This window comes from Neisseria sp. P0016.S008, from assembly GCF_051957775.1.
Lineage (GTDB): Bacteria > Pseudomonadota > Gammaproteobacteria > Burkholderiales > Neisseriaceae > Neisseria > Neisseria flavescens_B.
The window spans coordinates 137635-158555 of sequence record NZ_JBQCWB010000003.1; the positions used below are offsets into that span (position 1 = coordinate 137635).

Annotated in this window: 18 protein-coding genes and 1 pseudogene; 7 read left to right on the forward strand and 12 right to left on the reverse strand. The window is 51.4% G+C overall.

What is annotated here, in order from left to right:
- Nucleotides 1-71: 71 nt before the first annotated feature.
- On the reverse strand, nucleotides 72-821 hold the full coding sequence (locus ACTHS8_RS04830; protein WP_440373134.1) for a Nif3-like dinuclear metal center hexameric protein: 750 nt from the start codon (nucleotides 819-821) through the stop codon (nucleotides 72-74).
- 175 nt (nucleotides 822-996) lie between these two features.
- Between ACTHS8_RS04830 and ACTHS8_RS04835 the strand changes: the two genes are divergently transcribed.
- Complete coding sequence (locus ACTHS8_RS04835; protein WP_003748251.1) at nucleotides 997-1923, forward strand: LysR family transcriptional regulator; 927 nt, start codon at nucleotides 997-999, stop codon at nucleotides 1921-1923.
- Between the two features lie 75 nt (nucleotides 1924-1998).
- On the opposite strand, the pseudogene ACTHS8_RS04840 reads toward ACTHS8_RS04835, so the two are convergent.
- The 3 genes and pseudogenes from ACTHS8_RS04840 to dnaJ all read right to left on the reverse strand — a co-directional run bounded on the left by ACTHS8_RS04840 (nucleotide 1999) and on the right by dnaJ (nucleotide 4679).
- Nucleotides 1999-2649 (reverse strand): annotated as a pseudogene (locus ACTHS8_RS04840) (TIGR01621 family pseudouridine synthase).
- Between the two features lies 1 nt (nucleotide 2650).
- A complete protein-coding gene (locus ACTHS8_RS04845) occupies nucleotides 2651-3229 on the reverse strand; it encodes a TMEM165/GDT1 family protein (RefSeq protein ID WP_004518907.1) in 579 nt (192 codons plus the stop codon).
- Nucleotides 3230-3527: 298 nt separating this feature from the next.
- Nucleotides 3528-4679 (reverse strand): molecular chaperone DnaJ, encoded by a 1152-nt coding sequence (gene dnaJ, locus ACTHS8_RS04850; protein WP_049322586.1) that lies wholly within the window; start codon nucleotides 4677-4679, stop codon nucleotides 3528-3530.
- A 210-nt stretch (nucleotides 4680-4889) separates the two neighbouring features.
- Between dnaJ and leuS the strand changes: the two genes are divergently transcribed.
- Nucleotides 4890-7520 (forward strand): leucine--tRNA ligase, encoded by a 2631-nt coding sequence (gene leuS / locus ACTHS8_RS04855; protein WP_440373238.1) that lies wholly within the window; start codon nucleotides 4890-4892, stop codon nucleotides 7518-7520.
- An 85-nt stretch (nucleotides 7521-7605) separates the two neighbouring features.
- Here the strand turns inward: leuS and adhE are convergent, their stop codons facing one another.
- Together adhE and ACTHS8_RS04865 are read right to left on the reverse strand one after the other, a co-directional pair.
- Nucleotides 7606-10221: a bifunctional acetaldehyde-CoA/alcohol dehydrogenase gene (gene adhE, locus ACTHS8_RS04860; protein WP_440373135.1), complete on the reverse strand. Its 2616-nt coding sequence runs from the start codon at nucleotides 10219-10221 to the stop codon at nucleotides 7606-7608.
- Nucleotides 10222-10540: 319 nt separating this feature from the next.
- Entirely contained in the window at nucleotides 10541-11860 is a 1320-nt protein-coding gene (locus ACTHS8_RS04865) for an MFS transporter (RefSeq protein ID WP_254342715.1), read from the reverse strand.
- A gap of 362 nt (nucleotides 11861-12222) precedes the next feature.
- Between ACTHS8_RS04865 and ACTHS8_RS04870 the strand changes: the two genes are divergently transcribed.
- Nucleotides 12223-13596, forward strand: a complete 1374-nt coding sequence (locus ACTHS8_RS04870) for a Na+/H+ antiporter family protein (protein WP_254342713.1) — start codon at nucleotides 12223-12225, stop codon at nucleotides 13594-13596.
- Between the two features lies 1 nt (nucleotide 13597).
- Nucleotides 13598-13825, forward strand: coding sequence for a SlyX family protein (locus ACTHS8_RS04875; protein ID WP_004518924.1), 228 nt, complete (start codon nucleotides 13598-13600; stop codon nucleotides 13823-13825).
- Nucleotides 13826-13926: 101 nt separating this feature from the next.
- On the opposite strand, the gene lysA is transcribed toward ACTHS8_RS04875, so the two are convergent.
- Together lysA and lptM are read right to left on the reverse strand one after the other, a co-directional pair.
- The gene (lysA, locus tag ACTHS8_RS04880; RefSeq protein ID WP_440373136.1) at nucleotides 13927-15147 is read right to left on the reverse strand and encodes a diaminopimelate decarboxylase; all 1221 of its coding nucleotides are present in this window, start codon (nucleotides 15145-15147) and stop codon (nucleotides 13927-13929) included.
- Between the two features lie 16 nt (nucleotides 15148-15163).
- Complete coding sequence (gene lptM / locus ACTHS8_RS04885; RefSeq protein WP_003684659.1) at nucleotides 15164-15355, reverse strand: LPS translocon maturation chaperone LptM; 192 nt, start codon at nucleotides 15353-15355, stop codon at nucleotides 15164-15166.
- 50 nt (nucleotides 15356-15405) lie between these two features.
- Here lptM and cyaY point away from each other — a divergent pair, with 50 nt between their 5' ends.
- The 3 genes from cyaY (at nucleotide 15406) to ACTHS8_RS04900 (ending at nucleotide 17873) form a co-directional block, all read left to right on the forward strand.
- Nucleotides 15406-15729: an iron donor protein CyaY gene (gene cyaY / locus ACTHS8_RS04890; RefSeq protein WP_440373137.1), complete on the forward strand. Its 324-nt coding sequence runs from the start codon at nucleotides 15406-15408 to the stop codon at nucleotides 15727-15729.
- A 54-nt stretch (nucleotides 15730-15783) separates the two neighbouring features.
- A complete protein-coding gene (gene luxS / locus ACTHS8_RS04895) occupies nucleotides 15784-16290 on the forward strand; it encodes an S-ribosylhomocysteine lyase (RefSeq protein ID WP_004518928.1) in 507 nt (168 codons plus the stop codon).
- Nucleotides 16291-16475: 185 nt separating this feature from the next.
- Entirely contained in the window at nucleotides 16476-17873 is a 1398-nt protein-coding gene (locus tag ACTHS8_RS04900; RefSeq protein WP_440373138.1) for a hypothetical protein, read from the forward strand.
- A gap of 110 nt (nucleotides 17874-17983) precedes the next feature.
- Here ACTHS8_RS04900 and ACTHS8_RS04905 read toward each other — a convergent pair whose 3' ends face one another.
- From ACTHS8_RS04905 to ACTHS8_RS04920, 4 genes are all read right to left on the reverse strand, one after another.
- Nucleotides 17984-18673 carry a hypothetical protein gene (locus ACTHS8_RS04905; protein WP_440373139.1) on the reverse strand — a complete coding sequence of 230 codons (690 nt, stop codon included), beginning with the start codon at nucleotides 18671-18673 and terminating at the stop codon, nucleotides 17984-17986.
- Nucleotides 18655-19713, reverse strand: a complete 1059-nt coding sequence (locus tag ACTHS8_RS04910) for a beta-ketoacyl synthase N-terminal-like domain-containing protein (RefSeq protein ID WP_440373239.1) — start codon at nucleotides 19711-19713, stop codon at nucleotides 18655-18657. Before ACTHS8_RS04910 ends, ACTHS8_RS04905 begins: the two co-directional genes overlap by 19 nt.
- The gene (locus ACTHS8_RS04915; protein ID WP_003748215.1) at nucleotides 19710-20000 is read right to left on the reverse strand and encodes an acyl carrier protein; all 291 of its coding nucleotides are present in this window, start codon (nucleotides 19998-20000) and stop codon (nucleotides 19710-19712) included. The genes ACTHS8_RS04910 and ACTHS8_RS04915 overlap by 4 nt, the downstream gene beginning before the upstream one ends.
- 107 nt (nucleotides 20001-20107) lie before the next feature.
- Complete coding sequence (locus ACTHS8_RS04920) at nucleotides 20108-20833, reverse strand: 16S rRNA (uracil(1498)-N(3))-methyltransferase (protein WP_440373140.1); 726 nt, start codon at nucleotides 20831-20833, stop codon at nucleotides 20108-20110.
- Between the last annotated feature and the right edge of the window lie 88 nt (nucleotides 20834-20921).

The following is a 20921-nucleotide window of genomic DNA, read 5'->3' on the forward strand; positions in this document are numbered from 1 at the left end:
TCTACCTAGTTTGTTGTAATACTCAAAGCATTATTTAAAATAAGGTAAAGTTTTATGATATTTCTCAATACTCAAGCAGGATTGTTTTCATCAAAGTGAACCACTTCGATACCGAATTTTTCTGCCACGGCATCGCCTAAGGCGCGTACGCCGTAACGTTCTGTCGCGTGGTGGCCTGCGCTGATAAATGCCACACCTGTTTCATTGGCAAGATGATATTGCGCTTCGGAAATTTCACCGGTCAGATACGCATCGACACCTTCGTCTATGGCCGTCTGAAAAAATCCCTGCGCACCGCCGCTGCACCAGGCAATACGTTTGATTTCGCGTTCAAAATCACCGATAACGGTCGGCTTGCGGCCGAATACCGCCTCAATGCGTTCAGACAACTGCGCCAATGTTTGCGTGGTTTTCAGACGGCCGGTATTCAACAGGTTTTGCACGCCGAATTGTTTTTCGAGCGCCCAATCGAGTTTCTCGGCCAATTGTGCGTTATTGCCTAATTGCGGGTGCGCATCCAGCGGCAGGTGGTAGCCCGCCATATTGATTTGGTGTTGCAGCAAGGTTTCAATGCGTGCTTTTTTCCAACCGGTAATCGTGACAGGCTCGCTTTTCCAAAACATGCCGTGGTGAACCAAAAGCATATCCGCTCCCTGTCCTACGGCAAAATCGATTGCAGCTTTGCTGGCGGTAACCGAAGTGGCGATTTTGGCAATTTCTTCTTTGCCTTCGACCTGCAAACCATTGGGCGCATAGTCTTTAAACAGCCCGACCTGCAATATCTCATCACACCAAGCCAGAATTTCGCGGCGTAAAGCCATATTCCGCTCCTTATATCTATCTTCAAAAACAGCTTCGCATTCTAACCGCAAAATCTGTTTATGCCTCAAATTCTTACATTCCGATTTCAGCAATCATTCCCAACATTAATCATTTGCACATCATCATGAATTATTTTAATATACCCCACCTTACCCACAGGCCGTCTGAAAACACATGGACTCTATTATCGAATTGCGTCATCTCAAAACCTTGCTGGCTTTAGAAGAAACCGGCAGCGTTTCCCTTGCCGCCAAACGGGTTTTCCTGACCCAATCCGCCCTGTCGCACCAAATCCGCGCCTTGGAAAATTATTACGAAACGCCGTTGTTTGAACGCAAATCCACACCTTTGCGCTTCACTCCGGCCGGTATGCGCCTGCTGCAACTGGCGCGCGAGCTGTTGCCGCAGGTTGCCGCTGCCGAACGTGATTTGGTGCGGATTATCGAAGGCGAAGCCGGCGAACTCAGGCTTGCCGTCGAATGCCACACCTGCTTTGACTGGCTGATGCCTGCCATGGGCGAGTTCCGCCCGTTATGGCCGCAAGTTGAATTGGATATTGTTTCCGGTTTCCAAGCCGATCCGGTCGGGCTGTTACTGCAACACCGCGCCGACCTTGCCATCGTTTCCGAAGCCGAGCCGCTCAACGGCATCAGCTACCGCCCTCTGTTTGCCTATGAAATGGTCGGTATCTGCGCAGAAGACCACCCGCTTGCCGACAAAGACGTTTGGGAAGCGGAAGATTTTATCGACGAAACCCTGATTACTTATCCCGTCCCCGACGAAATGCTGGATTTGCCCAAAAAAGTGCTGCTGCCCAAAGGCATTAATCCGCCGCGCCGCCACAGCGAGTTGACCATCGCCATTATTCAACTGGTTGCCAGCAAACGCGGCATCGCCGCCCTGCCCTATTGGACGGTCATGCCGTATTTGGAAAAAGGCTACGTCGTCCACCGCAAAATCACTTCAGACGGCCTGCAAAGCAAACTTTATGCCGCCATTCGTACGGAAGACGCCAACAAAGGCTATCTGGACAATTTCTGCCAAATTACTCACGACCGCTGTTTTGCCGACTTGCCGGGTTTGAGCGAATTGGAAATGTAAACTTGAAACAATCAAAAGGCCGTCTGAACAATTTTCAGACGGCCTTTTTTAATACATACAAAAATTTCACTGCTTCTATTCGGACTCATCCGAACCCAAACACGCCGACAAATCGATTTCAGACGGCCATGTTTTATCAGGCGCAACCCGAATATCGAAATGCTCGCCGCGATAGTCGAAAACCAAACGCCAAGCGTGCAGAAACAGATGTTCCGCCTCATCGCCGCCATACAGCGTATCGCCCAAAATCGGACTGCCTATGCTTTTCATGGCCACGCGCAGCTGATGGGTTTTGCCGGTAAACGGTTGCAACACAAACAGGCGCAAACCGGGCTGCAGGCTTTGGCTGCTGAAACGGGTAACGGCAAAATTATCCTCGTCACGCGTCAGCTTCCATGTACCGCGCCGCGAACGCGCCATACCGCCTTTCACTCAGCCCTGCTTTTTCGCCGGCTTGTGCGTACCGAGTGCCAAATAAGTTTTACGCATGGTTTTCTCGGCAAACTGCGCCGACAAAGCCGCCGCGCTGTCGCGGTTGAGCGCAAGCAGCAACAGGCCACTGGTGGCTTTGTCCAAACGGTGAACCAGCCACACGCGTTCAACGCCGAGCTGCTGTGCCAGCGATGCGGTCAGACAAACCTCCCCTTCCGATTCGCTGTGCACCGATACGCCGCAAGGCTTATTAATGACCACAAAGTCTTTGTGTTCAAAAACAATGTCCCACATTTCAGACGGCCTTCAACACGATACCGTCGCCAAGCAGGGTCAAAATACCCAGCAGGCAGAACAAGATACATGCGGCAATGCGCACTGCTTTGGCCGGAATTTTGCGCATCAGCATTTCGCCCAAATACACGGCAGGCACAGAAGCAATCATCAAACCGGCAATACTGCCGACCACGACCAGCAGGATAGATTGGTATTTTGCCGCCAAAAGAACTGTTGCAATCTGCGTTTTATCGCCGATTTCAGCCAAGAAAAACAGGACGACCGTCGCCGTAAATGCGCCGTATTTCAGCCACTTGCCGTCAGGGTCTTCGTCTTTGTCCGGCAACAGCAGCCATAATCCGACCGCAATAAAGCTGCCGCCAACCACCCATTTCATGACTTCGGGCGAAATAGCGGATGCCAGCCAGACACCGAGTGCGGCTGAAACAAGATGGTTCAACAGGGTTGCAATAAAAATACCGGCAACAATCGCGTTTTTGTGGGCAAAACGTGCTGCCAAAAAGAGCGCGAGCAATTGCGTCTTATCGCCGATTTCGGCAATGGCAACGCCCAGCGTCGAGGAGAAAAAAGCTTCCATGATTTAAGATACTCAACCGACAAGCGGGCAAACAAAAAGCGCTGTGCATACCGCCCGCAAGGGTATGGACAACGCTTACGTCTTGCCTGTCTTCCGATAAAGCAGAGAAGATACCGCTGCCACGGCCGCACAAGCCGATTATGTTGACAACGGTTTCGGCATTGCGCCGAATGGCTACTCCCGTAAGAGTGAAGCGCGAATTGTAAGGCAAACCATGGCTTGAAGCAACAGAAAGAAAAACAAAAGGCCGTCTGAAACCCAATGTAAAGCAGATTTCAGACGGCCTTTTTCACAGCGATTAATTATCGGAGAACAAATCGCCTACTTTTTCGCCTACTTTTTCCCAAAACGATTTTTTGCGCGGGGTTTGGCTGAGGTTGAGACCGGAGGAGATTTTTTCAAATTCTTCCAGCAACTCTTTCTGACGATCGGTCAGGTTAACCGGAGTTTCAACCAAAATGTGGCAGTACAAATCGCCGGTCGAGCTGGAGCGCAGAGACTTGATGCCTTTGCCTTTCACGCGCATACGGCGGCCGGTTTGCGTTTCTTTCGGAATGTGCAGTTTGACTTTGCCGTCCAAAGTCGGCACTTCGACTTCGCCGCCCAATGCGGCAATGGCAAAGCTGATCGGCAGTTCACAATGCAAGTCCAAGCCGTTGCGCTCGAAGATTTTGTGCTGTCTTACGCGGACATTGACATACAAATCGCCTGCCGGTGCGCCGTGTTGACCCGGCTCGCCCTCGCCGCTCAAGCGGATGCGTTGACCGTCGTCGATGCCTGCCGGAATGTTGACTTCAACCGTTTTGCTGGTTTTGGTGCGGCCTTCGCCACGGCATTTGACGCAAGGATCTTTGATTTCTTTGCCTGTACCGTGACAAGTCGGACAAGTCTGCTGCATTTGGAAAATGGCTTGGCGGACGTGTACCGTACCTGATCCGTGACAGGTCGAACAAGTCGATGCGGATGTGCCCGGTTTGGCACCTGAGCCGTGACAAACATCACATTCTTCGTAAGTCGGAATGTTGATGCGTTTTTTCACGCCTTTGGCGGCTTCTTCAAGCGAAATTTCTATGCCAACCTGCAAGTCCGCGCCGCTGTAATCCGGCTGGCGGCCGCCGGCACCGCCGCCGAACATTTGGCTGAAAATATCGGAAAAATCGAAGCCTTGCGCGCCGCCGAACCCGCCAAAACCGCCGAATCCGCCCGCGCCGCCGCCCATGCCCTGCTCAAACGCGGCATGGCCGTATTGGTCGTACATGGCACGTTTTTCCTTGTCTGACAAGGTATCGTAAGCTTTTTGGACTTCTTTAAATTTTTCTTCCGCTTCTTTGTTGTCAGGGTTGCGGTCGGGATGGTATTTCATTGCCAGCTTGCGGTAGGCTTTTTTGATTTCATCGTCGCTAGCGCTGCGGGCAACACCAAGTGTTTCGTAAAAATCTTTATTGCTCATAATTTTGATAGTGTTAAGAATGAATTCAAACTGGGTGGGATATGTGGGCGAGTATCAAAAACTCAAGTCAGTATTTTCAAGGCCGTCTGAAATTGTGCTTTTCCGACATCCAAACATTCAGACGGCCTTTGTCAAACCGACAGGCCCGACAACCTGCTATAATCCCATCTTTATTTTTTCCAACGTTTTCAAGCGAAAAACAGAATGACTATGCAAGAACATTACCAACCCGCCGCCATCGAGCCTGCGGCGCAGAAAAAATGGGACGACGAGCGTATTTTCAACGTCTTCGAAGACGCTTCCAAACCCAAATACTACTGCCTCTCCATGTTCCCCTACCCCAGCGGCAAGCTGCACATGGGGCATGTGCGCAACTACACCATCGGCGACGTATTGAGCCGCTTCAAACGCTTAAACGGCTTCAACGTCATGCAGCCTATGGGTTGGGACGCGTTCGGTATGCCGGCGGAAAACGCGGCGATGAAAAACAACGTCGCCCCCGCCGCTTGGACGTACGACAATATCGAATACATGAAAACCCAGCTCAAAAGCCTGGGTTTTGCGATTGACTGGGAGCGCGAAGTCGCCACCTGCAAACCCGAATACTACCGCTGGGAACAATGGCTGTTTACCAAGCTGTTTGAAAAAGGCATCGTGTACCGCAAAAACGGCACGGTAAACTGGGACCCTGTCGACCAAACCGTCCTAGCCAACGAGCAAGTCATCGACGGACGTGGTTGGCGTTCGGGCGCGTTGATCGAAAAACGCGAAATCCCGATGTATTACTTCAAAATCACGGATTACGCCGAAGAGCTGCTCAACGATTTAGACAAGCTGGAACACTGGCCGGAACAAGTCAAAACCATGCAGCGCAACTGGATCGGCAAATCTCGCGGTATGACTGTGCGCTTCGCCGTTTCAGACGACAGCAAACAAGGCTTGGAAGGCGATTACGCGAAATTCCTGCAAGTTTATACCACCCGTCCCGACACGCTGATGGGCGCGACTTATGTTGCCGTTGCCGCCGAGCATCCGCTGGCAACCGCCGCAGCCGCCGACAAACCCGAATTGCAGGCATTTATCGCCGAATGCAAAGCCGGTTCGGTTGCCGAAGCCGATATGGCGACGATGGAGAAAAAAGGCGTGCCGACCGGCCGCTACGTCGTCAACCCGCTCAACGGCGACAAGCTGGAAGTGTGGATTGCCAACTATGTATTGTGGGGCTACGGCGACGGCGCGGTCATGGCGGTTCCGGCGCACGACGAACGCGATTTTGAGTTTGCCACCAAATACAATCTGCCTAAAAAACAAGTGATTGCAGTCGGCGACAACGCATTCGATGCAAACCAATGGCAAGAATGGTACGGCGACAAAGAAAACGGCGTATTGGTCAACAGCGGCGACTTGGACGGCATGAATTTTCAGACGGCTTTCGACGCCATCGCCGCCAAACTGCAAAGCCAAGACGCAGGCGAACCGAAAACCCAATACCGCCTGCGCGACTGGGGTATTTCGCGCCAGCGCTACTGGGGCTGCCCGATTCCCATCGTCCATTGCGAAAAATGCGGCGACGTCCCCGTCCCTGCCGACCAACTGCCGGTCGTCCTGCCTGAAAACGTCGTACCCGACGGCATGGGTTCGCCGCTGGCAAAAATGCCAGAGTTTTACGAAACCACCTGCCCATGCTGCGGCGGCGCGGCGAAACGCGAAACTGACACCATGGACACCTTCATGGAATCGAGCTGGTATTTCTTCCGCTATATGTCGCCCAAGTTCGCAGAAGGCATGGTATCGGCTGAAGCCGCGAAATACTGGGGTGCGGTCGACCAATACATCGGCGGTATCGAACACGCAATTTTGCACCTCTTGTACGCGCGCTTCTTTACCAAACTGATGCGCGACGAAGGCTTGGTCAGCGTGGATGAACCATTTGAACGCCTGCTCACGCAAGGCATGGTCGTCTGCGAAACCTACTACCGTGAAAACGACAAAGGCGGCAAAGACTGGATCAATCCTGCCGATGTCGAGCTGACTTTTGACGACAAAGGCCGCCCCGTTTCCGCCGTCCTCAAAGCCGACGGCCTGCCCGTCGTGATCAGCGGCACGGAAAAAATGTCCAAGTCCAAAAACAACGGCGTCGATCCACAAGAACTGATTAACGCCTACGGCGCGGACACCGCCCGCCTGTTCATGATGTTCGCCGCACCGCCCGAACAGTCCCTCGAATGGAGCGACAGCGGCGTCGAAGGCGCACACCGCTTCCTGCGTCGTCTGTGGCGTACCGTTTACGAATACTTGAAGCAAGGCGAAGCAGTCAAAGCGTTTGCAGGCAACCAAGACGGTTTGTCTAAAGAACTCAAAGACCTGCGCCACAAACTGCATTCCACTATCGCCAAAGTCAGCGACGACTACGGTCGCCGTCAACAGTTCAACACCGCCATCGCCGCCGTGATGGAACTGCTCAACCAATACGACAAAACCGACACCGGCAGCGAACAAGGCCGCGCCGTCGCCCAAGAAGTATTGGAAGCCGCCGTACGCCTGCTGTGGCCCATCGTGCCGCACATCTGCGAAACCCTGTGGAGCGAATTGAACAGCGCGAAACTGTGGGAAGCAGGCTGGCCGACAGTCGACGAAGCCGCCTTGGTCAAATCCGAAATCGAAGTGATGGTTCAAGTCAACGGCAAATTGCGCGGCAAAATCACCGTCGCCGCCGACGCCTCCAAAGCCGACCTCGAAGCCGCCGCCCTTGCCAACGAAGGCGCAGTGAAATTCATGGAAGGCAAGCCTGCGAAGAAAATCATCGTCGTTCCCGGACGCTTGGTGAATATCGTCGTCTAAATCGCTTTTAAGGTTTAGCCACACAGATAAAGGCCGTCTGAAACCCTATATTCAGGTTTCAGACGGCCTTTTTTACTACCCGATTTTATTCGCCGTAATAGGCTTTGGTCAGGATTTCTTCCATATCGGCCACCATGGCGAGGCGTGGGTTGGCCGGGGTGCATTGGTCTTCAAAAGACATCATGGCCAGCTCTTTTCTGCCGTCGAGGAAGGTTTTCTCATCGATGCCCTGCTCTTTCAACGACATTTTGATGCCGACGTTGACCGCCAGTTCATGGCAGGCGCGGGCGAAGGATTCGACGCCTTCAGCCGGCGTGCTGCATGGCAGGCCTAAGGTACGGGCGATTTCCTGATATTTCAGGTCGGCTTTGTAGTAGTTGTACTTCGGCCAAGTGGCGGTTTTCTGCGGACGCGTGCCGTTGTAGCGGATGACGTGCGGCAGCAGGATGGCGTTGGCACGACCGTGCGGAACGTGATATTTGCCGCCGATTTTGTGTGCCATCGAGTGGTTAATGCCCAAGAACGCATTGGCAAACGCCATGCCTGCGATGGTGGAAGCATTGTGCATATGCTCGCGCGCTTCAGGATCGGCCGCACCGTGTTTGTAGGAACGTTCGAGGTATTGGAACACGAGCTTGATGGCTTGCAGGGCGAGGCCGTCTGTAAAGTCATTCGCCAGTACGGAAACGTATGCTTCTACGGCGTGGGTCAATACGTCCAAACCGGTATCGGCGGTTACGCCTGCCGGCACAGTCATGGTAAACGCAGGGTCGACAATCGAAATGGTCGGGGTCAGCGAGTAGTCGGCAATCGGATATTTCTTATCGCCGTCGCTGATGACGGTAAACGGCGTGACTTCGGAGCCTGTACCCGATGTGGTAGGAATGCCGATAAATTTGGCTTTGCGGCCCAATTCAGGGAAGCGGAACGCGCGTTTGCGGATATCCATGAATTTTTGCACCAAGTCTTCAAAATCGACTTGCGGCTGCTCGTAGAAAAGCCACATGGCTTTTGCCGCATCCATTGGCGAACCGCCGCCCAGCGCGATAATGGTGTCGGGCTGGAAGCTGCGCATCAAATCCGTGCCTTTATAGACGGTTTGGACGCTCGGATCGGCTTCGACATCGGTAAACAGCTGAATGGTCACTTTGTTTTTGCGTTGATGCAGTTGGTGGGTGATTTTATCGACAAAGCCCAGATCAACCATCGAACGGTCGGTCACAATCATGACTTTTTCGCAGTCTTTCATGTCTTGCAGATATTGGATGGAATCGCGTTCAAAATAGATTTTGGCGGGCACTTTGAACCATTGCATGTTGTTTCTCCGACGGCCTACTTTTTTGATGTTTAACAGATTGACTGCGCTGACGTTGCCGCCGACGGCGTTTTTACCGTAAGAGCCGCAACCGAGGGTCAGAGAAGGCAGGAAGGCGTTGTACACATCGCCGATGCCGCCGAAAGTAGAAGGCGAATTCCAAATCACACGCAGCGCTTTGACGCGGGAGCCGAACGTTTTGACCAATTCCTCGTCGGCGGTATGGATGGCGGCGGAGTGTCCCAAACCGTCGAAGGCAACCATTTCTTCGGCGAACTTCAAACCTTGTTCGGTCGAATCCGCCTTAATCATGGCCAAAACAGGTGAAAGTTTTTCGCGGGTCAGCGGCTCGTTCGGACCGACTTCGCGGCATTCGGCGATGATGATGTTGGTTTTTTCAGGCACTTTAAACCCGGCCTGCTCGGCAATCCATGCCGCCGGTTTGCCCACAACGGCGGAATTGAGTTTCGCTCCGCCGCAGCTGGCACAATTCGCCGTTACGCCGAAGATAAACTCTTCGAGCATGGCTTTTTCTTTTTTGTTGGCAAAGTACACGCCGTAGGATTTGAACTCTTCGGCCAACTCTTTGTAAATCTCTTTATCGGCAATTACCGCTTGCTCGCTGGCGCACACCATGCCGTTGTCGAAAGATTTCGACATCACAATATCGTGTGCCACCTGTTTGATGTCCGCCGTTTTTTCAACATAAGCAGGTACGTTGCCCGCCCCGACGCCGAGCGCAGGTTTGCCGCAAGAATACGCGGCTTCTACCATCGCATTGCCGCCGGTCGCCAAAATCGTTGCCACGCCCGGATGCTTCATCAGCGCGGAAGTGCCTTCCATAGACGGCTTTTCAATCCACTGGATACAGTTTTCCGGCGCACCGGCCGCAATTGCCGCATCGCGCACAATACGCGCTGCATGGGCGGAACACTGCTGTGCAGACGGATGGAACGAGAAAATAATCGGATTGCGGGTTTTCAGCGCAATCAGGGATTTGAAAATGGTGGTGGAAGTCGGATTGGTCGTCGGCACAATACCGCAAACTACGCCGACAGGATCGGCAATTTCAGTAATACCGGTTACATCGTTTTCGCTGATGACACCCACGGTTTTCAAATCGCGCAGGCGGCGCACGACGTTTTCGCAGGCAAACAGGTTTTTCGTCGCCTTATCCTCAAACACGCCGCGTCCCGTTTCTTCCACCGCGTGCATGGCGAGTACACCATGTTTGTCCAGCGCGGCGATAGAGGCTTTGGCCACAATAAAATCAATCTGTTCCTGATCCAACTTAAGAAACTCATCCAACGCCCGTAAACCCTTTTCAACCAGGCTATTTACCTCGACTACAGCTGGGCTGACGACGTTGTCGGCTGATGCGTTCATGGTGTATCTCCTTAATAAAAGGTGGCAATAAGGTCAATAAATTTTCACTACGATAACTATAAGTAATTTAGTTACATTCTGCTTTGACCTACATCACAAACCATGATTGAACTTTTCAGACGGCCTCTTTATCATTTATTCATTTTAATTTATTGAAGTATAATGATTTTACTCTCACGTAACCGAAGACGGTCATTCTTGGTCGCTTTCCCCGCATATTAAAATAAGAACAGAAAACCAATGTATCAAAATTACATACTTAAAATAAAACAAAGGCCGTCTGAAAATATTTTTCAGACGGCCTTTTCATATCTATCTTTTATTGACTGATGTCTTCCAGCGTACGGCCTTTGGTTTCTTCACCCAATACCAAGATTACCGCCACAATCAACAGCATAACCAGCGCAAACATCATAAAGATATTGCCGAAGCCGCCGCTGTTGCCCACCATCATCGCCACTACCATGGGCGCGAGTATGCCGCCGACGCGGCCGATGGCGCCTGCCCAGCCGGATGCGAAGGCACGGAAGCGCAAGGGGTAGAGTTCGGGAGTGTAGGTGTACAAAACGCCCCATGCGCCCAAGTTGAAAAAGGACATCAGGCTGCCCCAAATCATCACTTCGGCGGCAGTTGCACTCTGCCCGAAAAACCATGCGCACACGGCACAAGCGGCCAGGAAGCCTGCCAGCGTTGCTTTGCGGCCGATTCTTTCCACCAAAGCCGCGGCGGCAATATAGCCGGGCAGTTGCGCAACAATCATCACCAGCATATATTCAAAGGTTTTAACCACAGTATTGCCCTGCTCGACCAGCAATTTGGGCAACCAAGTGAAAATGCCGTAATACGAAAACACAATGCCGAACCAAACCAGCCACAACATCAGCGTGCGCCGTGCAAACGGATGTTGCCAAAGTTGGACGAAGCGGATGCGTTCGCGCGGAGCGGTCGGTGCGGCAACGGCTTCTGTCGGCGGCGTTATGCCCGATTGCATTTCCAGCGCGGATACCAAATGGTGCGCTTCGTTGGTTTTGCCGCGGGAAAGCAGGTAAGGCACGGATTCGGGAACGAACTTCAACACCAACGGCACATAAAACAGGGGCAAGGCGCCGAATAAAAACGCGCTGTGCCAGCCGGTTTGCGGAATAAAGAAATAAGACACCAGCGCGGCCGAAAGCCAGCCCAAGCCCCAAAAGCTTTCCAGCAACACAATAAAACGGCCGCGTACTTTCGGCGGCGCATATTCGCTGACCAGCGACACGGCGACGGGCAGTTGGCCGCCCAAGCCGACGCCGACAAAAAAACGGCACACCAGCAAAACCGTCAAATCAGGCGCAAGCGCGCACAAACCTGTGGCAATGCTGTACACCACCATTGTGCCGGCAAAAACGGTTTTCCGTCCGAATCTGTCCGCCAGCCAGCCGCTGAATACTGCGCCCAAAGCCATGCCGACAAAGGCAATGCTGACAATCCAGCCCAACTGCGCCGGAGCCAGCGCCCAATCTTTGCCCAAAGCCGGCAATACAAACGACACCAAGCCTGTATCCATGGCATCAAACAGCCAGCCTATACCGACCAACACTAAAAGTTTGTAATGGAAGCGGGAAGGCGGCAGATTGTGCAGCCGCGTCAGAATATCCATAACTTCTTTCCTTTATTTGTGTATTATCGAATTAGATTTTATAAATAACTGCTTGAGTTTCAGCGACAAACCCCAAATAGAGCATTATGTCGATTTTAACATTTATACAATATGCAAAGAATAGGAAGCGCGCGTTTTTTGGCTATTTTTGAATATCTTAATCTCAGCGATAAACCGCATACCCTATTGAACCGTTATACAAGACATCACTTCAGGCCGTCTGAAAGTCGATAATCTGGTTTTCAGACGGCCTGCCGTTTTTTGCAAAGGCTTCATGCTTGGGTTATGATGTTTATTTGTAATATGTAAACAGATGATTGCCTGTTTTTACATAACAGGCCGTCTGAACAACGGAGAACGATATGAATGCGGTTGTAATTGCGGTCATCATCATGCTTGTGCTGTCTTTATCGCGCGTGCATGTGGTGCTCAGCTTGGCTGTCGGCGCGTTTGTCGGCGGCTTGGTGGCCGGTATGCCTTTGGAGAATGTAACCAACGCGGCCGGCGATGTGGTGCAGCAAGGGATTATTCCTGTTTTTAACGAAGGCCTGAAAGGCGGGGCGCAAATCGCGCTGTCTTATGCCATGCTCGGCGCGTTTGCCATGGCCATCACGCATTCCGGCCTGCCGCAACAGCTCGCCGGCGTGATTATCCGCAAGCTCAACGGCGGCGAAGGCAATGCGAAAGGCGAAGGCGCGGTCAAATGGCTGCTGCTGGCGATTATTTTGTGCATGGGCGTGATGAGCCAAAACGTTGTGCCGATTCATATCGCGTTTATTCCGATGATTATTCCGCCGCTGCTGTTGGTGTTCAACCGTTTGAAACTCGACCGCCGCTTGGTGGCCTGCGTGATTACGTTTGGCTTGGTAACGACTTATATGTTCCTGCCTTACGGTTTCGGCTCCATCTTCTTGAACGACATCATGTTGGGCAATATCCGCTCGGCAGGCATGGACACCAGCGGCATCAATGTGATGCACGCAATGGCGATTCCGGCTTTGGGCATGGTGTCCGGCTTGCTGCTGGCCTTTTTGCACTACCGCAAACCACGCATTTATCAAAACAATACCACTGACACGGAAGACAACCGTGCGGCAGTGCAACAACAGGAGCCTTCAACCTATCGCAGCTTGGTGGCGGCCGTGGCGATTGCCGTGTGTTTTGCCATTCAGCTTTTGTATGATGGTTCGCTGGTATTGGGCGCTATGTTGGGCTTTGCCGTGTTTATGATGTTAGGCGTGATGAACCGCTCCGCCGCCAGCGATGTGTTCGGCGAAGGCATCAAAATGATGGCGATGGTCGGCTTTATTATGATTGCGGCACAAGGTTTCGCCGCCGTAATGAACGCAACCGGCGAGATTCAGCCTTTGGTCGAACACAGCATGGCTTTGTTCGGCGGCAATAAAGGCATGGCCGCATTGACCATGTTGTGCGTCGGCTTGCTGGTGACCATGGGCATCGGCTCATCCTTCTCGACTTTACCGATTATTACCGCGATTTATGTGCCTTTGTGCATGAGCTTGGGCTTCTCGCCTATGGCGACCGTCGCCATCGTCGGTACGGCCGGTGCGCTGGGCGATGCAGGCTCCCCTGCTTCCGACTCGACGCTCGGCCCGACCATGGGTTTGAACGCCGACGGTCAACACGACCACATCCGCGATTCGGTTATCCCGACTTTTATCCACTACAATATCCCGCTGATGGCTGCCGGCTGGATTGCCGCAATGGTGCTGTAATATGAGCGATATTCAGGAATTGGAACACCGCGTCACGGAACTGGAAATTCAGACGGCCTTGCAGGAAGATTTAATCGGCAGCCTGAACGACACCATCGCCAAGATGCAGCAGGCTTTGGATTTGCAGCAAGGCCAGTTGCGGCTTCTATATCAACGGATGCAGGACAAAGGCGCAAACGGTGAACGCGAACCGTACAGCCTGCGCGACGAGATTCCGCCGCATTATTGATAAACTAAAAAGGGCATGTTTGATACATGCCCTTTTCTTTCATAACAAAGGCCGTCTGAAAGTCAATTAAGCTTTCAGACGGCCTTTTAAACAATCAAACCTTACAAACAAGCCAATTCGTTGGCCATTTGCTGCTCGACGGTTTCACGTTGGCGGATAAGTTTGCATTCGTTGCCGTCAACCAATACTTCCGCCGCACGGTTGCGCGTGTTGTAGTTGCTCGCCATGCTTGAGCCATACGCACCGGCGCTGCGGATAAGCAGCAAATCCCCTTCTTCGCAGGCGATGGTGCGGTCTTTGCCGAGGAAGTCGCCGGTTTCGCAAATCGGGCCGACGATATTGGCCGTCAGAGGCTCAATGTCTTTGGTTTCGACCGCTTCGATGTGATGATAGGCATCATAAAGCGCCGGACGCATCAAATCGTTCATCGCCGCATCGACCATCACAAAGTTTTTCTCTTCGCCATGTTTGACGAACTCAACTCGCGTCAACAACGCGCCTGCATTGCCGACCAAACTGCGGCCTGGCTCAAGAACCAGTTTCAGACGGCGTGTACCCATCAGTTTTTGAACTTCTTTGGCATACGCGCCCAAATCAGGCACATTTTCATCTTGGTAAACAATGCCGACACCGCCGCCCAAGTCCAAGTGTTCCAACACAATGCCTTCGGCTGCCAGTTGGTCGACCAAGGCCAAGATACGTTCGCAGGCTTCGACAAGCGGGCTGAGGTCGGTCAGTTGTGAGCCGATATGGCAGTCGATACCGACGATTTTCAAATGGCTTTGTCGGGAAGCATGACGATAGGCCTCAAGCGCATCGGCATAGGTAATACCAAATTTATTGGCTTTCAGGCCGGTGGAGATATAAGGATGGGTTTTAGCGTCGACATCAGGGTTGACACGCAGGGAAACCGGAGCGACTTTACCCAAACGCGCAGCAACTTTCTGAATGCGGTCGATTTCGGGAATGCTTTCCATATTGAAGCATTTCACGCCTGCATTCAGCGCAAATTCAATTTCTGCCTCACTCTTGCCCACACCGGAAAAAATCGTTTTCGCCGCATCGCCGCCGGCCGCCAAAACACGCGCCAACTCGCCGCCGGACACAATGTCAAAACCGCTCCCCAAAGAAGCAAAGTGCTTGATGATGCTCAGGTTGCCATTCGCTTTAACTGCATAGCAGACAAGCGGATTTAAAGCGGCAAATGCGGTTTGGTAGTTTTCAAATGCCTCGGTCAGCGCAGATTTGCTGTACACATAAAGCGGCGTACCAAACTCTTCGGCAAGGTGTGTATAAGGGACTTGTTCGCAGAATAAAGTCATGTTTGTGAAGTCTTTTTTAATCGTTGGTTTGAGTGGTCGGTTCTTTGGCCGTATCAAATTTCAAGCCGGTTTGAATCACGCCGAAGCGCGCCTTGTCGCCTTCTTTGGGCAGGTAGAGGTCACCTTTGTAACCGCAGGCAGAGAGCAGCAGAGCCGTTGCCGCTGCAAAAAATACGCCGTATTTCATCAGTAAAACTTTCTTCATCATTACGAATGTGGCAAGATTCGGTATCTTAAACAAAAACCACACAAAAAGCCATGATGACCGAAAGCGAATTCATCCGCATGAGCGAAGAATTGTTCGAACACATCGAAGACCAAATCGACGAAAACGGCTGGGATTTCGACTGCCAGTTTGCCGGAAACGTACTGACCATCGAAGCCGAAGACGGCACGCAAATCATCGTCAACCGCCATACGCCCAACCAAGAATTGTGGATTGCCGCCAAAAGCGGCGGCTACCATTTTGCCGAGCAAAACGGCACATGGCTGGCAACACGCGACAGCCGCGATTTCTACGACGTTTTAAACGAAGCACTGAGCGAGGCTTCGGGCGAAGCAGTTGAGATTGCGGAATTGTGATTCAGTCTTCAAATATCCCTAGCTAAAAATCTATTTACCTCAAAGGACACCCAAATGCCCCTACTAGACAGTTTCAAAGTCGACCACACCCGTATGCACGCCCCTGCCGTACGCGTGGCAAAAACCATGACCACGCCCAAAGGCGACACCATTACCGTGTTTGACCTGCGTTTCTGCATTCCCAACAAAGAAATCCTGCCTGAAAAAGGCATTCATACGCTGGAGCACCTGTTCGCAGGCTTTATGCGCGACCACTTAAACGGCAACGGCGTTGAAATCATCGACATTTCCCCGATGGGCTGCCGTACCGGTTTCTATATGAGCCTCATCGGCACGCCCGACGAGCAAAAAGTGGCCGACGCATGGCTCGCTTCAATGCAGGATGTTTTGACCGTTCAAGACCAAAGCAAAATCCCCGAGTTGAACGAATACCAATGCGGTACTTACCTGATGCACTCGCTTGCCGAAGCACACGAAATCGCCCAAAACGTTTTGGCACGCAAAGTCGCCGTCAATAAAAACGAAGAGCTGACATTGGACGAAAGCCTGTTGAACGCTTAATACTCAATGACAGCAAAGGCCGTCTGAAACTTTAATATGACAAGTTTCAGACGGCCTAAGACCTTTTATTCCAATTTTCAACCTTTCAGCCATAGTTTTACACCGCCTAAAAATAAGTTGGCGGTTGCTGACAGTGTACATAGTATAATTACACTTTAAACAAACAACCTGATTCTATTGCCTTTATGAAACCGTTTTTCTGCAAAACCGCCATTGCCCTCAGCCTGACCCTCCCTGCCGCCGCCAACGCTGCCGAGTATGTCTGCAATGTTGAAGGCATCACTGTTTATACCTCTCACCAGATCAACAATACCTGCCGCGTAGTTGACACAAACACCACCACAGAGAGCAGCATTGTTGCAGAACCTAACGTATTCACTGAATCTGAACCAGCTAATAAATCCGTTACAAATGGTTCCGCCATTCTCAACGATATGTCCGCTTTAAAAACGGCACAAACAACAGAATTCAAAGCATCTGCCACTGACTACGTTCATGCTTCTCAAGCAACGCCTGCGGTACAAACCCCAGTCGTTGTTACTCGAAATGAATACGGTATTCCGGCACCTATTTCCATTCCTATTGCACAAGCTCGTCTAACTTCTCAAATTGACAAAAACGTTGCTGACGGCCTTGCCATTCTCAGCGATACAACTGTTTTAGACACTGCCCCTACAACAAAGTCTGAAATTGACACTACCGACGTTCTCAACGTCATGCCTGCTACTACACAGCCTCAAACTATGGCTGTTCAAACTCCAAACAATACTCCTGCCACTATTACGCAAACCCTTCCAACAACATCTGCGATTCAAATCCCTCAAACAATTATTCAGAATCCTGTTGTTTTACCCAAAACACCTGATAGAACTGCGGCCAAACAAAATAACCAAACCGTAATTGCCTCAGATGAAGCAATCGACAAAACACCTATCAACGTTGAAACCAAGCGTAAAGGTAAAGCCTATACCAAAACCTCAACCCGACATAATGCAAAAAACACCAATACTGGTAAAACAACTGTCGCAAACACGGCTAACGAACAAACGATTAAAACCGTTGTTGCGCCAACAGTAGAATCAAATGTACCAAATAAACCTGCTACAACGGTTTCCCCGGTAGATCAAAGCAAAACATCCGCGCAAACACCTTTTCCTAAGGCATATACACCTGCTGCTAATATTCCGTTTGATCCAAGCAATGTTTACAACGATATTAAAATTTTGCCCCATATTCCAATTACAAGCGTGACCAATACAGCCGAAGCTGCCAATCCGCGCCTCAATATTATCCTGCGCAACCGTCAGAACAAATCACGCAGTTCTTCATACAGCAAATACAAAGCCCCTGTTATCCGTACTGCTCCTGTGGTTACCCCGGCTCCTAAACCAAGCCCTAAAGAAACCCGCAAACAGATATTGCAGACTGAAGTACGCAATGAACAGGCTGCTATTACCCGCCTTCAAACACAGCTGAATGCGGCCAAACAAAAAGGTGATCAGATTAAAATCCAACAGCTGACCCGTACCATCAACGCCCGTAAAGCGAATATCCGCGCTATTCAAGGCGAGATGTCTCGTTGATTGGTTTTAGATATAAAAAGGCCGTCTGAAAATATTTTCAGACGGCCTTTTTAATGGTGCAAACCTTATTTATTCAAAAGACAAATACTTTCTCTAAAATCATTTGCTGATCACACCAAAGTACATTTCTTTACATCCCTACCCTCGTACGCCGTTACTTCTTCTATCCAATCGGCGATATTTTGCCAATAATATTGCGGCTTTTCAGACGGCCTATCAGCCTGCATCACTTCATCATTCAACACAACGGGAACACCCTGCTCTGCACCGGCTTCAAGCACAATCCAAATACTGCCTTCATGAGTATCGGCATGAGCCGCTTGATGTTCGTATGCCCAACCAACCGCAGCTTGTCCGCCATTTTGCAAAGACTGCATCGCCAGAGATAATGGATGAAAGCACGTATCTACATTGTTGTCGGCAGCCACGACCAAAGTTGCACCATGCGTTCCTAACGCTTGCGCGGCATGAAAAACGGGAGCATTGTGCAGGTTGGCAATAAAGTCAAACGGCATCGCGGCGTGATGGTTCAGCACATTGTCTGCCATTTTTTCAAATACGGATGGCGAAGAGAACGGCGTACCGAGAAAAACGGCGCAATCAGAACGAATTTCGCATTGCTCTTTCAGTTGCCCTGCACCAAGCGCGGCAATCAAACTCAAGCGGCTGAGGCGGCGGGTATCTATACCGCTTTGCTGCTTTAAGGTTTGCTTGAGAATTTTGCCGCCAGTGCCGGCGTCAGTATCAAAACGCACGGCGGCGGTAATACGGATATTAGGATTTACGGTTGCCATTGCCATACCAAAGATGTGTTGCTGCCGCCAAAACCAAACTGATTAGCCAAACAGAAAAAGCCGCCTTTTTGTGAAGCCGCGCACTCGGAAAAACAAATTTCCCTCCCCTGATAATCGCTGCTTTCGCCTTGTTTTAAAGCGGATAAAAGCAGGGCTGTTTCAAGGGCTGCCGTTGCGCCAAGCGTGTGTCCGATTTGCGGTTTGAACGCCATCAAAGGCGGCAGTGTACCGAATATATTTTCCAGCGCGGCCAATTCGGCGGCATCGCTGTCAGCCGTGCCGATACCGTGTGTTTTAACGGCTGCAATGCTTTCAGGAGCGATGCCTGCAATATCTAACGCATGGCGCATCACCTGCTCTTGAGCTTGGCCATCGCTTTGAATCAGGTCATTGCCTGTATTGGCGGCGTGTCCGATAAGTTTCAGACGGCCTGAAGAAGATTCGGGAGCAGCGGAAGATAAGGCAAGCGCAGCAACACCTTCGCCTAAAATCAAACCGTTTCCGCCAAAAGGCTGATAGTGTTCGGCCAGCAAACCCAAGCTGTGAAAATGCAGCAAGGTCAGCCGGTTGAGGTTTTCAATGCCAAGCACAAAGGCACACTCCGCCCCGCCGCGCAAACAATTATCCGCCTGAATCAGCGCATGGGCAGATGAAGTGCAGGCAGTAGCGAAACTGAAAATTTGCCGATTGCCGCTGCGCCGGCGCAAATCTTCGGCGAGATAAAGCAAATTGTGTTCCTCTACCACCCTATTGCCCGCAAGATGGCGATTTTCATATTCGGAGATGGAATAGGAACTGGAACCGATAAACACCGGCGCATCATGCCAGCTTTCAGACGGCCAGCCTGCATTTTCGGCGGCTTGTCGCAAATGTTGTTCGGCAATATCCGCAAATTCCTTCCGCCCCAAACTGTCGCCGGCAAATGCACGAAAATAAGCAGCCTGCTGCGGTTGGTTTAAAAACGTATAAGACACCGCATCAGGCCGTCTGAAATCCGTTTGCGGATTCAAGGCAGAAGTGGCCGCCGTACCGCAAACCCAACTCACGCGCCATGCTCCGCACGGATAAACGCCGCCAAATCGCGTACGCACATCATATGTTTGCGCACCATCCGGTCGCCCTGCAGGCGTACTTGAAAATACTGTTGTAAGGCAACGCTGATTTGCAGCGCATCAAGCGAATCCAAACCGACCGGACTGTCATCGCCAAACAAAAGTGCATCGTCGGTGAAATCATCCATATCCACATCGTCGGCCTTATCGGCCTCTTGTACGATTAACTTTTTCAATTCCGCTTCCAGCTCGTGCTCAGCCAGTGTAAAGGTGTAAGACATTTTTTAAACTCCCATTTTTATCTCATGAAGCAACAGCTTGTTTTAACAAAACTCGTTACACTCGTTTTAGCGAAACTCGCTACGCTCGTTTTCAGACGGCCTGAACTTTATGCAAAATCGCCCCAAAGCGTCTGCATGGCGGCAATGGCCGCAAGTGAGGCGGTTTCGGTACGCAACACCCGTTTGCCAAGCGTAACGGATTGAAAACCGGCATCAAATGCCTGCTGCTCTTCCTTCTCCGTCCAGCCGCCCTCCGGACCGACCATAAACACGACCTTGCCGGATTGCGGCCGAACATCGCTCAGTTTTTGTGCGCGGTTCAAGCTCATTAACAGTTTGGTCGTTTCCTGCGGCAACTGCTGCAGAGCCTGCGCATAAGTCGTCAGCGGCAAAACCTTCGGCACAATATTACGGCCGCTTTGTTCACACGCCGAAACGACGATTTCCTGCCAACGTGCCACCCGCTTTTCAGCGCGTTCGCCACTCAAGCGGACGACACAGCGTTCACTGATGACCGGGTGAATTTCTGCCACGCCCAATTCCACGCTTTTCTGCAAAGTGAAATCCATGCGCTCGGCGGAGGATACCGCCTGTACCAACGTAATGTTCAGCGGCGATTCGTTGTCCGTTGCCTCTTCACGCAAAATCCGCACGCTGGCGCGGCGTTTTTCCAAAACTTCGGGCAAAGCCGGATATGCCTTGCCATTGCCGTTGAACAACACGATTTCTTCCGTGTTTTTCACGCGCAATACATTCAGATGGCGCACCACATCATCGGGCAATTCGACTACGCTGTCGGGGCTTAAGGCAAAATCAACATAAAATCGGGGCATGGTTTCCTGCTTTATTCATGTATATAATTTGAACTTTCGTGAACGAAGTTGAAACACGGCGACATACACTTGCCTGCCTGATTTCAAT